This window comes from Sulfitobacter sp. AS92, from assembly GCF_038900015.1.
Classification (GTDB): domain Bacteria; phylum Pseudomonadota; class Alphaproteobacteria; order Rhodobacterales; family Rhodobacteraceae; genus Sulfitobacter.
This window is the reverse complement of the sequence record NZ_JBBMQL010000002.1, coordinates 369,731-383,469: the sequence shown is the minus strand read 5'-3', so window position 1 is coordinate 383,469 and position 13,739 is coordinate 369,731. Positions and strand designations below refer to the sequence as shown.

10 protein-coding genes are annotated in these 13,739 nt (G+C 59.4%); 5 read left to right on the top strand and 5 right to left on the bottom strand.

The features are described 5' to 3' along the window. Positions 1-40 precede the first annotated feature (40 nt). A complete protein-coding gene (locus WNY61_RS05040; RefSeq protein WP_342850362.1) occupies positions 41-793 on the bottom strand; it encodes an SDR family oxidoreductase in 753 nt (250 codons plus the stop codon). Positions 794-1,027: 234 nt separating this feature from the next. Between WNY61_RS05040 and WNY61_RS05035 the strand changes: the two genes are divergently transcribed. The 4 genes from WNY61_RS05035 to WNY61_RS05020 all read left to right on the top strand — a co-directional run bounded on the left by WNY61_RS05035 (position 1,028) and on the right by WNY61_RS05020 (position 6,504). Beyond that, on the top strand, positions 1,028-1,744 hold the full coding sequence (locus WNY61_RS05035) for a hypothetical protein (protein WP_342850361.1): 717 nt from the start codon (positions 1,028-1,030) through the stop codon (positions 1,742-1,744). A 253-nt stretch (positions 1,745-1,997) separates the two neighbouring features. Further along, positions 1,998-3,572: a Re/Si-specific NAD(P)(+) transhydrogenase subunit alpha gene (locus tag WNY61_RS05030; RefSeq protein WP_342850360.1), complete on the top strand. Its 1,575-nt coding sequence runs from the start codon at positions 1,998-2,000 to the stop codon at positions 3,570-3,572. A gap of 13 nt (positions 3,573-3,585) precedes the next feature. Further along, positions 3,586-5,019 carry an NAD(P)(+) transhydrogenase (Re/Si-specific) subunit beta gene (locus WNY61_RS05025; RefSeq protein WP_342850359.1) on the top strand — a complete coding sequence of 478 codons (1,434 nt, stop codon included), beginning with the start codon at positions 3,586-3,588 and terminating at the stop codon, positions 5,017-5,019. A 216-nt stretch (positions 5,020-5,235) separates the two neighbouring features. After that, on the top strand, positions 5,236-6,504 hold the full coding sequence (locus tag WNY61_RS05020) for a DUF3422 domain-containing protein (protein ID WP_342850358.1): 1,269 nt from the start codon (positions 5,236-5,238) through the stop codon (positions 6,502-6,504). On the opposite strand, the gene WNY61_RS05015 is transcribed toward WNY61_RS05020, so the two are convergent. From WNY61_RS05015 to WNY61_RS05000, 4 genes are all read right to left on the bottom strand, one after another. After that, positions 6,440-7,513: a YeeE/YedE family protein gene (locus WNY61_RS05015; protein ID WP_342850357.1), complete on the bottom strand. Its 1,074-nt coding sequence runs from the start codon at positions 7,511-7,513 to the stop codon at positions 6,440-6,442. The two genes, WNY61_RS05020 and WNY61_RS05015, sit on opposite strands and share 65 nt — an antisense overlap. 208 nt (positions 7,514-7,721) lie before the next feature. Next, positions 7,722-8,720: an ABC transporter permease gene (locus WNY61_RS05010; RefSeq protein WP_342850356.1), complete on the bottom strand. Its 999-nt coding sequence runs from the start codon at positions 8,718-8,720 to the stop codon at positions 7,722-7,724. Further along, on the bottom strand, positions 8,713-9,750 hold the full coding sequence (locus tag WNY61_RS05005) for an ABC transporter permease (RefSeq protein ID WP_342850355.1): 1,038 nt from the start codon (positions 9,748-9,750) through the stop codon (positions 8,713-8,715). The genes WNY61_RS05010 and WNY61_RS05005 overlap by 8 nt, the downstream gene beginning before the upstream one ends. Positions 9,751-9,868: 118 nt before the next feature. Further along, positions 9,869-11,590: a peptide ABC transporter substrate-binding protein gene (locus WNY61_RS05000; RefSeq protein ID WP_342850354.1), complete on the bottom strand. Its 1,722-nt coding sequence runs from the start codon at positions 11,588-11,590 to the stop codon at positions 9,869-9,871. A 312-nt stretch (positions 11,591-11,902) separates the two neighbouring features. On the opposite strand from WNY61_RS05000, the gene WNY61_RS04995 reads away from it, so the two are divergent. Then, positions 11,903-13,735: an ABC transporter ATP-binding protein gene (locus tag WNY61_RS04995; RefSeq protein ID WP_342850353.1), complete on the top strand. Its 1,833-nt coding sequence runs from the start codon at positions 11,903-11,905 to the stop codon at positions 13,733-13,735. Positions 13,736-13,739: the final 4 nt, after the last annotated feature.

Here is a 13,739-nt window from a genome sequence, read left to right as displayed (position 1 = left end):
CCGAACTTCGCGCACCTTGGTTAAGTTCGCTTTAACACCGCTACATTTGTCCGCCTGCGATCTCGATAGATTGCCCGTTGACGCTTTCCGATCCTTCGCCAACGAGCCATGCCGCGGCTGCCGCAACCTCGGAAGGGGCAATCAGGCGCTTGTGGCGGTTGGCATTCACCATCACATCGCGCGCTTTATCTTCGGACAGTCCGGCCCGCTGCGAGATCGCTTGAGTATTACGGGCGATAATGTCGGTATCCACATAGCCGGGGCACAAAGCGTTAAAGGTGAATGGCTGGCCCATGTAATCTTCGCTCAGCGAACGGATCAGGCCGATCATTCCATGTTTCGACGCAGAATAGCAGGCCGCCCCCGGGAGGCCGCGCAGCCCCGCTATGGAAGAAACCGCAATAACCCGGCCCCAATCGGTCTGGCGCATGGATTTGAGGCTCTCGCGTATGGTCAGGAACGCGCCGTCAAGGTTGGTTGCCATCATGTCGCGCCAAAAATCGAGGTCGGTTTTATGAAGCGACCGCCCTTCGGCCACGCCTGCGTTGGCAATGCATATCTGGACCGGGCCATTGGCCTCGACCGCGCGGGCGATTGTGTCGATGACCTGCGCCTCTTCGCGCACGTCCATTGCCATGCCGGTGATGCCATTGCCCGACACGGCATCAAGCACCTCTTGTCGCCGCCCGGTGATCGTGACCCGCGCGCCCTTGGCGGCCAAATCCTGTGCGATGGCCAATCCGATGCCAGTGCCGCCACCGGTGATGAATGCGTGTTTGTCTTGCAGTGTCATAATACCTCCCATTTCAGGACAGGGTGGCGTGGCATAGGCGACAGCACAATAGGCTTCCGGGGATGACGGGACGTTAAATTGCAACGGATCAGACGGCAAAGGGAGGGGGCAGTTGCGGCCGAGACACAATTCACTGCGCTGGCTTTAGCAGCCCTTGCGGCGCCCCGTAGATTCCCTCAGGGGTTGCACTGGGCAACCTGATCACAGGGCCCTGTTTTGTATTGGAGCAGTATTATGAATTTCTCGCATTTCCCAGCATTGACGCTCACCGCAGCACTTGCCTTAGGTGCCACCACGGCACAGGCTGTCGAAGTCACCGGCGGTTCGGTCGGGCTGTCCTATTCGGCGTTTACCGATGACACGGATTTTAACCGTCTCGGTCTCGAAGGATCGGTTGAATTTGGGTTCAACCAAAACCTGAGCCTGCAACTTGATGCGGGCTATAACGATTTTGATATCTCGGGCATCGACAGCCATACGCTGGGTCTGCACGGTATCTACCACGCAGACGAGGCAATGTCCTTCGGCGCATTCTACACCCGCGAAGACGTCGAAGGCGACGACTTGGACATCGTCGGTGTCGAAGCCGGCTATGAGATGCTGGCCTGGGAGTTCGAAGGCTATCTTGGCAACGTTGATTTCGACGGTGGCGACGGTACCATCGGTGGCCTTAAGGCGCGGTATGAAACGCCTACGGGTCTTGGGGTGACCGGCTCTTACGACCACGCCGATTCCAGCGTAATTGACGGATCGCGTTTTGCCGTTCGTCTGGACCGTGATGTCTCGCCGATGGCGAACCTCTTTGTTGAAATTGGCTCTGCGAAGTTGGACGTTGGTGGCCTGAGCGACTCTGAGCCATTTGTTGGTTTGGGCGGCACGATCGCCTTTGGTGCCGAGCGTGGTGCGACCTTTGAACAGCGCGGTTTCTCGCGGCTTATTCCGGGCCTGTAAGGGGCCAAGCGCGCGTCTTGCGTCGGCGACATCAATAGGCATGGCCTTCGGGCCATGCCTTCGACACTTGAGGGAACAACTGTTCTATCCCCGCCCCTAAATTAGCAAACCGTTCCCCCGATGTGGCAGTGCAGCAATTTTGCACCGTTTCACGTGTTGGTTTGCTTGTACTATTGCTGCGCGCGCGCTATCGCTCTGACTAACAAAGTTGCGCCATGGCGGCGTGGCAGGCCAGCAAAGGGGGACTCTTGGTTTGAAGGTCGGGACACCAAAAGAAGTATTTGAGGGCGAAAACCGGGTCGCGATGACGCCGGAAAGCGCGCTGCAGCTGCAGAAACTCGGACATACATGTATTATTGAAACAGGCGCTGGCGCTGCCGCAGGATTTGACGACGCCGCCTATGAAGCCGCAGGCGTCGAAGTGGCGAAAACCGCCGCAGCCCTCTGGAAGGCCGCCGATGTGGTCGCTAAGGTGCGCCCGCCGTCCGAGGCCGAGGTCAAGCGTCTGCGCGCGAGCCAAACGCTCATTTCCATGTTCAATCCCGCCGGTAACACCGAGCTGATGGAAGCCGCCGCCGAACAGGGCGCAACCGTCATGGCGATGGATATGGTGCCGCGCATCAGCCGTGCCCAGAAGATGGACGCGCTTTCGTCAATGGCGAACATCGCGGGTTACCGTGCGGTGATCGAGGCAGGCAACAACTTTGGCCGTTTCTTTACCGGGCAGATCACGGCGGCGGGCAAGGTGCCCCCGGCGAAGGTTCTGGTCGTCGGTGCAGGTGTGGCCGGTCTTGCCGCGATCGGCACATCGACCTCGCTGGGTGCGATCACACTGGCCTTTGACGTGCGCCCCGAAGTGGCCGAACAGGTCGAGTCGATGGGGGCGGAGTTTGTCTATCTCGACTTCGAAGAAGAGCAGGCCGACGGCTCGGCGTCTGGCGGCTATGCCTCTGTTTCCTCACCCGAATTCCGCGAAGCACAGCTGGCCAAGTTCCGGGAGCTGGCGCCAGATGTCGACATCGTTATCACAACGGCGTTGATCCCCAACCGCGAAGCGCCGGAGCTTTGGACCGAGGACATGGTCAAGGCGATGAAGCCCGGCTCGGTTATCATTGACCTCGCAGCGGAAAAGGGCGGCAACTGTAAGCTCACGAAGATGAACGAGAAGGTTGTCACCGACAACGGCGTCACGATCATCGGCTATACCGATTTCCCCAGCCGCATGGCGACGCAGGCCTCGACCCTGTATTCCACCAACATCCGCCACCTGCTGACCGATCTGACCCCCGAAAAAGACGGCGTTATCAACCACAACATGGAAGATGACGTAATTCGGGGCGCCACCATCACGCATGAAAAGGCAGTCACTTTCCCACCACCTCCGCCCAAGGTTGCGGCCATCGCGGCAGCGCCGAAGAAGGAAAAGGTCAAGGAAAAGACCCCCGAAGAGAAGCGTGCTGACGAATTGGCGGCTTTCAAAGCGCAGACCAAGAACCAAGTCACGCTCTTGGCCGTGGGTGCGGCAGTGTTGTTGGGTGTGGGCCTTGTGGCGCCTGCCAGCTTCATGCAGCACTTTATCGTTTTCGTTCTGGCGGTCTTTGTCGGTTTCCAAGTGATCTGGGGCGTGGCGCACAGCCTGCACACGCCGCTGATGGCGGTGACTAACGCGATCTCCTCGATCATCATTCTGGGCGCGCTGATGCAGATCGGCTCGAACTCGGCGCTGGTGATTATTCTTGCTGCTTTGTCGGTCTTCATGTGTGGGATCAACATCTTCGGCGGCTTCCTCGTGACACGGCGCATGCTCGCCATGTTCCAGAAATCCTGAAGGAGCACGCATAATGGACTATGGATTTACGACAGCAGCCTATGTGGTTGCAGCGGTTCTCTTCATCCTGTCGCTTGGCGGCTTGTCAGGTCAGGAAAGCGCGAAACGCGCCGTTTGGTACGGCATCGCAGGCATGGCGCTGGCGGTTATCGCCACACTGATCGGGCCGGGGGCGGGGTTCTGGCTCCTCTCGCTGATCCTGATCGCGGCAGGTGGGGCCATCGGCTATCAACTGGCCACCCGTGTGCAGATGACGCAGATGCCCGAACTGGTCGCAGCGATGCACAGCCTCGTTGGTCTGGCGGCGGTCTTCGTCGGCTACAACGCCCATATCGAACTGGGAAACGTAATGGCGATGGACGAGGTGGCGCGCGCGTCTACTGAAGGTTTCGCAGCACTGCTGGCCAAGAAAGACAGCGTTGAGATCGCGATCCTGCGGGTTGAGCTGGTGCTCGGTATCTTCATCGGTGCCGTGACCTTTACCGGCTCGGTCATCGCCTATGGCAAGCTGGCGGGGCGCGTTAGTTCTGCTGCAACCAAACTGCCCGGCGGTCATATGCTGAACGCTGCTGCCGCTGCGATTTCTGTCATCTGCCTGATCTGGTACTTCAACACCGGGGGCTTCTTCCCGCTCTTCGTGCTGACATTGGCGGCCCTGTTCATCGGGTATCACCTGATCATGGGCATCGGTGGTGCGGACATGCCGGTGGTTGTGTCGATGCTCAACAGCTATTCCGGCTGGGCCGCGGCGGCGATTGGCTTCTCGCTTGGCAATGATCTGTTGATCGTGGTTGGCGCGCTGGTCGGCTCCTCGGGTGCGATCCTGAGCTACATCATGTGTAAGGCGATGAACCGTTCGTTCGTCAGCGTGATCCTCGGCGGCTTTGGCGGGACATCTGGCCCGGCGATGGAGGTCGAGGGTGAGCAGGTAGCGATTGAGGCGGATGGTGTCGCTCAGGCCCTTAACGAGGCCGACAGCGTCATCATCATTCCCGGTTACGGCATGGCGGTGGCACAGGCACAAGGCGCGGTCAGCGAACTGGTCAAAAAGCTGCGGGCCAAGGGCAAGAACGTTCGTTTCGCCATCCACCCGGTGGCGGGTCGCCTGCCCGGTCACATGAACGTGCTCTTGGCCGAGGCCAAGGTGCCTTACGACATCGTTATGGAGATGGACGAGATCAACGACGATTTCCCCAACACCGACGTGGCGATTGTTATCGGCTCCAACGACATCGTGAACCCAGCGGCACAGGACGATCCCAACAGCCCCATCGCCGGTATGCCGGTGCTGGAATGCTGGAAGGCCAAGACGGTCTTTGTCTCCAAGCGGGGGCAGGGCACGGGCTATTCGGGGATCGAGAATCCGTTGTTCTTCAAGGAAAACACGCGGATGTTCTACGGTGATGCGAAAGCCAGCCTTGATAAGCTGCTGCCGCTGATCGACTGATCGTTTTCTTTTAAAGAAAACGACCGGGAATTTTCAAAAAATTCCCGCGCCACATTCCTTTAACGCCCTGCTGGAAACGGTGGGGCGTTTGCCTTTTTAAGGGCGGTATACTTCGGTACACTGCAACATGCTGAAAATTAATGATTATTTGCTGTTCAGCGTAGATTTTAACGCTATTCTTACTGGAATATGCAGCCTAAAGCAGCGGAATCCCACATGGCCCCGATCAAAGACCACCCCCAGCGACTTGCGCTCACAGGCGAGATGCACGCGCGCCCTTTTCCGCAGCTTGTCGCGCCTTCGCGGGTTGCCTTTTTGGCGGTGAAGCTTGCGCCGGGTGCCGTGGCGCAAGCGGAGTTGAACGCGCTGTTGTCCCATTACGGCGCGCCGCGCGCGGATGCGGAGGCGACGCATTACTACGGGGAGATGGGTCGCTTCACCCTGAAATGGGAGCAGCATACCGAATTCGTGACTTATACGGTTATCGCCCACGCTGGCCGGTCTGCGCCATTTGCCGCTTCGGATTTCAATGCCTTTCCCGAAGACTGGCTGTCAGAGATACAAGGCGAACGGATCACATCTGCGCTGCTGACTGTTCTGCCGAAACCCGCAGTGGACGAGGAGATCGCAGATCACTTGCGTGACTGGTTCGTGCCCGAAAGCCTCGCCGTGGCCGAGGTGTTGGAAGGGGCCGCGGTGGTGGCCAGCGATTTTCGGATTGATCCTGCGGGGCATCTCCGGCTGGCGCTATTTACCGATGCCTCAACCGGTGAGCGGCGTATCGGGCGGATTGTACAGCGGCTATGCGAGATCGAGACCTATAAGGCCATGTCGATGCTGGGCTTTATGCAAGCCCGCAACATGGCAGCGGCGCTCAATGATCTAGATGCGCAACTGACTACCTTGATGGGGGCCATGCGCAGCGGGGCCGGGACAGCGGCAGAGGAGACGCTACACGCGCTTTTGGATGTATCGGTGGCGCTGGAGGCGCTGACTGCCGAGACGGCCTATCGCTTTGCCGCAACGGGTGCGTATGAGGCTATTGTCTATGAACGCATCTCAGCCCTGCGCGAGGCGCGCTTCATGGGGCGGCAGGGGTTTGGCGAGTTCATGATGCGCCGCTATGCCCCCGCCATGCGCACGGTAAAGTCGACAGAGACGCGATTGCAAACCATCGCTGCCCGCGCCCTGCGTGCCGCTGATCTTTTGCGCACGCGGGTGGACGTGGAACGCTCGGCCCAGAACCAAGCGATCCTTGCCAGCATGGACCGCCGCGCTGATCTGCAATTGCGTCTGCAACATACGGTCGAAGGGCTGTCAGTGGTGGCAATCAGCTACTATGCGGTGTCACTGATGGGCTATCTGCTCTACCCGCTGGCAGAGCCTTTGGGGGTCAGCAAGGGGCTGCTGACCGCCGTTGTCACTCTGCCGGTTGTACTTGGCGTGTGGTGGACCCTGCGGCGTCTGCGCCGGAAGATCGGCTGAGCAGCGCCTGCATGGCGAGCGCGCCCAGTGCGATCATCAAAATGGCCTCGATGGCCGCAACCGACAGGGTGGGGACACCCGAAAGGCCCGCGCCCAGCGTGCAGCCACCGGCCAGTACACCGCCTACGCCCATCATCGCAGCGCCGGTCAGGTAGCGGCCCGTTTGGCGCGGCGCGTCAAAGCTCTGCCACTGGAACTCTCGTGCGATCAGGCTAGCGATGAGCGCGCCGATAAAAACGCCGCCCAAAAGCCCGGTCCCGAAACCTGCGGGGATCGAACTGCTGGCGATAGTCCAAAATAGCGTATCTGCAGAGGGGGAGGTGAAGCTCAGGCTCTCCATCGCGATTGGGTCGAACTCATCAAGCAGGATAAACCCGGTGCCGATCCAAGCGGCTGGGACCAAAAGGCCAATCAGCGCGGCCATCAACAGTTGCCCCGGACGGTTGCCCGAACGCAGCGCATAGGCCAGCGCCGCCACGGCAATCATGCCGCCCCAGATCAGTGCGCCGCCGGGCAGGGTGGCAAGGCTCACGCTCTCGCCCATATCGACGGTCACCGAGCCGAGCGCCACGCGCAGCGGGGCCAGCACGCCCTTGAGCGTGGCGTGGGCCACCACAGCGAAGACCAGCACCACCAGCGCCGCGCGCAGGTTACCACCGCCTGTCAGTACCGTAAGGCGAGAGATGCAACCGCGTGTCAGCACCATACCCGCACCAAAGAGCAGCCCGCCGACAGCAATCGCCAACAGTGGCACGTCAGAGGCCATAAAGCGGTGCGCGTCGAAATTGATCCAACCGGCAACCACGGCAGCCTGCGTGCCCACCACCGCCAGTGCGAGTGCCGTCAGCCAGATGCCAAGCGCTTGGCGGCGTTCTTCGCCGACAAGGCTGCGACGGAAGCAAAAGCGCGTGCGCTGTGCCAACACGCCAAACGCCAGCCCGATCAGCGCCGCCAGCAGAACGGACGCCTCTTTCGCTGTCGTCTCTTCAAAGCCGAAAGACTCAAACATCGCAAAAACCCTCGAAAACGGAATTATTTCCCATTTGGAGCGGCTGGAGGGCACAATCAAGTGAAAGCTGGTGACGAGGTCCGCTGCGTCAGTGAAATAAATTCTGTTTTGATGAGGAAATAGGCGACGCTGTTCACCCCATAGCAGGGTGCGCGAAACAACCGGCCCCCGTCGCGATGGACGGGGGCCGGTCGGTCCTTATTTCTACTCAGCGGCCGCGGATGCGCGGATCAAGTGCGTCGCGCAGCCCGTCACCAAGGTAGTTCACCGCCAACACGGTTAGCGAGATCGCGATTCCCGGCAGCATCACCCGCTCGGGGAACTCTTGCATCCGGTCCACTGCATCGGCCAGTTGCTTGCCCCATGTTGGGAAGTCAGACGGGAAGCCGACGCCAAGAAAGCTCAGCGCGCTTTCGGTGATAATCGCCGTGGCGAGGCCAAGCGTGGCCGAAACCATGATCGGCGACACGACGTTGGGCAGCAGGTGACGGCGGATGATCTTGCCCGGTGTGGTGCCGATGGAGCGGGCGGCGAGGATGAACTCACGCTCTTTCAGCGCGAGGATATCACCCCGCACGATTCGCGCGGTCTGCATCCAAGAGGTCAGGCTGATGACCGAGACGATCAGGATAAACATCCCGCCTTCAGGCCCGAACTGCGAGCGCAGCGGTTGGCCAAAGAGTGTCACCGCCAGCAGCACCAACGGCAAGATCGGTAGGCTGAGGATCAGGTCGGTAAAACGCATGAGCCAGAAGTCCATCCGCTTGAAAAAGCCCGAAAGCACACCGACCGCGGTGCCGATCAGCAGCGCCAGCGCCATCGCCATCCAGCCCACGGCCATCGACACGCGCCCGCCGAATAGCATTTGCGCGAGGATATCGCGGCCCAGCTGGTCGGTCCCAAAAGGATGGATCCAGCCCGCCTTGGCCTCACTGTCCCACAGCAGCGTATAGATCGGCCGCCAGTCCTTATTGCGGATGTCCAGCTTCTTGGCGTCGATGTCCCAGATATAGGGGCCAAAGATTACCGCCAGCGTGATGAAGATCAGGAACGAGCCGCCAAAGAGCGCGCCCTTGTGCTTGCGGAACTGGTCCCAAACATCGCGCCACTGGCTACGCGGTGGTTTCTGCGGGCCCTTGTCCTGCAGGGCTTTCATAAACTCCAGATCGGCTTCGATTGGGCTGGCGGGGATGGGTTGCTCAGTCATAACGGATCCTCGGGTCAAGCAGGCCGTACAGGATATCTGCGATCAGGTTGAATAGAACGATCAACACAGCAAAGATGAAGGTCAGGGTCATGACCATCGGCAGGTCATTGGCGCGCAGCGCGGTCAGCAGCAGCTGGCCGATGCCATTCACCTTGAAGACGTTCTCGGTGATGATTGCCCCGCCAAAGATGGCAGGCATGCCAAGCGCGATGATGGTGACCACCGGGATCATCGAGTTGCGCAATACATGCACCATGACGACAACGCTTTCCTTGAGCCCCTTGGCGCGGGCGGTGCGGACGTAGTCTTGGTTCAGGTTGTCGAGCATCGCGCCACGCATATAACGGCTGATTTGCGCCGTGGTTTGCAGCGCCAGCACCATGACAGGCATGATCATCTGCATGAATTGCACCTTAAAGCTGGCCCAGTCAGTCACCACATGGGTCGTGTCATAGATTGACGGTAGCCAACCCAGATAGACCGAAAAGATCACGATCAACAGCGGCCCGGTAAAGAACGGCGGGATCGAAAAGCCGATCATGGTGATGAAAGTACCGGCTTGGTCGAAGACCGAGTAGTGCCGGTAGGCCGAGTAGATGCCGATCGGAATGGCGATGACGATGCCGACGATATAGGCCAGCCCCACGACCCAAAGGGTCTGCGGCATTCGCTGGATTACGATATCCATCACCGGCGAACGGGTCTGCCAAGAGATCACGCGCAGCTTGCCGTCAGACAGGTTGGTGTCGGGCAGCCAGCTAAACAGGGCAGAACGGTTCGTGAGGTAGTCGATGAAAACCTGCGGTTCGATCCAGAAGACCTGAACCAGCCATTTCCAATATTGGATATAGATCGGTTGCCCAAGGCCAAGCGCCTCGCGCATCTTCTCTTTCACCTCAGGCGGGACCGTGAGGGGCACTTGGGCCATCGGGTCGCCGGGGGCGAGTTGTAGCAGCAGGAAAATCACCAGGCTGATAAACAAAAGCGTCGGGATCGACAAAAACAGTCGTCGGATGGTGAAGGTCAACATGGGCGTCGCCTTTGTAAGTCAGTCTGTGAGGGGGTGGGGGCGAAAGGGGGCGTGCGGATGGCGCACACCCCCGAAGGTCGGTGGAGGGAGGCGCTTTATGACACGCCTCCGTCCTATGTTATTCTGCCTTGCGGTACCAATCTGCGACATTCCACAACTCGGAGTCCCATGTGTTCAGCACGACGCCACCGAGGGTGTTGGCAGCAGCCGAAACGCGACCACGGTCAACCAGCGGCAGGATCGAGTAGCTGTCTTTGGTCAGCATGTCGTTCAGCTTTTTGGCCAGCTCGCCGCGCTTTTCCATTTCGCCGGTGCGGCCTAGTTCGGCCACCATCGCGTCATACTCTTCGTTACAGAAGCGGTTGATGTTCTCACCCTGCCACTGCGATTCCGGGCTTGGGAATTTGGCGCAGGTCCGCTGAGCGAGGTAGCTTTGCGGGTCTGTGCCATCGAAGTTGTTGGCGTACATTTCAACGTCTGCATAGAAACGCTGGAACGTGTCGGTCGAACCGGGATCACCCCCAAAGAAGACCGAAGAGTCGATGTTGCGCAGTTCGGTTTCAACACCGATCTGGCTCCACCAATCTTTGATCAGCGCTTGGAAATCCTGACGCACGGCGTTGGTCGAGGTCTGGTAGAGCAGGGCCAGCTTTTTGCCGTCCTTGTCCCGCACACCGTCGCCATCGCTGTCGGTCCAGCCCGCTTCGTCCAAAAGCGCCTTGGCGCCTTCGATGTCTTGGGTCAGACAGTCGGTGTTGTCGGATGCATAAAGCTCTGGTGCGGGCACCATGTTGCAGGTTGCGCGACCCGCTTGGCCGTAGCCGACTTCAACCAGCAGTTCGCGGTCAATCGCCATGGAAAGCGCGCGGCGCACTTTTTCATCGCTCAGGATCGGGTGCGGGTGTTTGGCTGTGGCGCGCTCACCTTCTGGCAGGTCGGGCGAGGCGTCTGTCATGTTCAGCTCGAGACGCTCAACCAACGTACCGAACGCTGACATGGGCTCGCCTTTGCCGCCTTCGGCCATCTTGGCGATGACATCGGGGGCCAGCTGCAGGTTCCACGCGTAGTCGAATTCGCCTGTTTCCATGACGGCACGACCAGCGGCAGTCGCATCACCGCCACCTTTAAAGGTCAGCGTTGCAAAAGCAGGCTTACCCGCATCGCGGAAGTTTTCGTTGGCGGCCATGGTGATCACGTCATTGGGCCGGAATTCGGTGACGGTGAAGGGGCCGGTGCCGATGGGGTTAAAGTTGGCTTCGGTGCACTCGGGCGCTTTGGCGCCGGTACAATCAGCAAACTGTGCCGCTTGAATGATTGGGGATTGCCCGCCCATGAAGGGGCCATAGGGGTTCGGCATCGGCTCAGAGAAGGTGACCTTGATCGTCTGATCATCAACGACTTCGACCGAGGACACGCCTTCAAACTTTGCCAACTGCGCGCAGCCGCCTTCGGGATTCATGCAGTAGTCCGCAGTGAACTTGACGTCATTGGCGGTAACCGGGGAACCATCAGACCAGACGAGCCCGTCTTTCAACTTCCATGTGATGGTCGTGAGGTCTTCGCTCACGCCGCCGTTTTCCAGCGTCGGAATTTCGGTTGCCAGATAAGGCACCAGCGCGCCGGTTTCATCATAGCGGCCAAGCGGTTCAAGCACCAACGAGGAGGCTTCAACGTCTTTGGTGCCCGAGGACAGATAGGGGTTCAGGATCGACGGTGCCTGCCAATAGATGATTTTGACTTCACCGTCGCGGCCGCGCTCGCCCTCATGGGCTTCGGCAAAGGCCATAGGGGCAAACGCAGTCGATGCGACGGCCCCCATCAATAGGGTCTTCAATTTCATATCTTACTCCATGTTGGACACGTGGGCGTGCCGCTTTTAGTGGACGGGATTAGCCCCGCCTTTTTGTTGTCGATTTAGAAAGAACATGAACTTCACCAGCTAAACATAACAAAACAAGTAATATTCAACCTGTGATCGAAGTGCTCTTTCCGAACCGCATAGGCCGTATCGAAACAGGTTTCCCGAAAATTGCAAGGGCGGACATGGCGCATTTATGACAAAGCTCAACGTCCACGCGTCAGGTTTGACAGCCTCCTCCCATTCGCCGTAGCGTCAGGTAAATCTGCGCCAATAAAAACATCAGGGAAACAGATGCTGGATCACACAAGCGGGGCGCCAATCGCCCAAATTCAGGGCCTCCGCGTCGAATTTCAAACCAAAGATGGCCCGGTGGTGGGAGTCGAAGACGTAAGTTTTGACATCAACCCCGGCGAAACGGTTTGCGTGGTCGGAGAATCAGGGTCGGGCAAATCGGTGTCTTCGCTGTCGCTGATGCGGCTGGTGGAATATGGCGGCGGTGAAATTTCAGGCGGTCGCCTCCTTTTTGACCGCGGCGAAAAAGGCCAGCTTGATCTGGCGGCCAGCAGCGGCAGCCTCATGCGCAAGATTCGCGGCAATGAGATCGGCATGATCTTCCAAGAGCCGATGACCGCGCTGAACCCCGTGTTCACCATCGGCAAGCAGATGACCGAAGGCCTGCGCCTGCATCTGAAAATGTCGCGTAAAGAGGCCGAGGCCCGCGCGCTGGAACTGATGAAACAGGTCCGCATCCCCGAACCAGAGCGGCGGCTGAAGCAGTACCCGCATGAGCTGTCGGGCGGTATGCGCCAGCGTGTTGTCATCGCCATGGCGCTGGCCTGTGAGCCACGCTTGCTGATCGCGGACGAGCCGACCACAGCGCTTGATGTGACGATTCAGGCTGAAATCCTGGCACTCATGGACCGCTTGAAGCGTGAGACCGGCACAGCGGTGATGTTCATCACCCACGACATGGCCGTGGTGGCACAGATGGCCGACCGCGTCGTCGTCATGTTCCGCGGCAAGAAGGTCGAAGAGGGCACCGTCGAAGAGATTTTCGAGAACCCCAAGCACCCCTATACCAAGGCGCTGCTGGCCGCCGTCCCAAAACTGGGCGAGATGACAGGCAAGCCCTACCCAGAGCCGATGAAGCTGCTGGGGTCGGAAGACAAGGAAATCTTGCCGATCAAAGGACGCGAAGAGGTGCTCTTGTCGGTCAAGAACCTGACCACGCGTTTCCCAGTGCAGGGCGGCTTCCTGCGCCGCACCGTGGCCAATGTTCACGCCGTCGAAGACCTGTCCTTTACCATCAACAAGGGCCAGACGCTGAGCCTTGTGGGCGAATCCGGTTGCGGTAAATCCACAGCGGGCCGGTCGATCTTGCGGCTGGTGGAACCGATGTCGGGTGAGGTGAACCTCGACGGCGTCGACATCATGTCGCTGGACCAATCCGCGCTACGCACCGCGCGGCTTGATATGCAGATGATCTTTCAAGACCCCTTTGCCTCGCTCAACCCGCAGATGCAGCTGTCGGATCAGGTGGCCGAACCGATCCACAACTTCGCCACCCTGAAAGGGGCCGAGGTGACCAAACGCGTTGAGATGCTCTTTGACAGGGTCGAACTGCCGCGCAGCTTCATGCGCCGCTTCCCACATGAGCTTTCGGGCGGCCAGCGCCAACGTGTCGCCATCGCCCGTGCGCTTGCGTTGAACCCCAAGCTGATCATCGCGGATGAGGCGGTCTCGGCCCTCGACGTGTCGGTGCAAGCGCAGGTGCTGAACCTGATGATGGAGCTTCAGGCCGAGATGGAGTTGTCCTTCCTCTTCATCAGCCACGACATGGCGGTGGTGGAGCGGGTAAGCCACTATGTCGGCGTTATGTATCTGGGCCGCATTGTTGAGCTAGGCTCGCGCCAGCGGGTGTTTGAAAACCCGCAGCACCCCTATACTCAAGCGTTGATGAAAGCGGTGCCGATCGCCGACCCACGGCGGCGCAAGTCCGAGAAGGATTTGAACTTCAAGCCCATCCCATCGCCGATCCACCCTGCCTCCTATGTGCCCGAGCCTTCGATCTATAAAGAGGTGGAACCGGGCCATCATGTGCTTATCACCGACAGCGGCTATTGAAAGA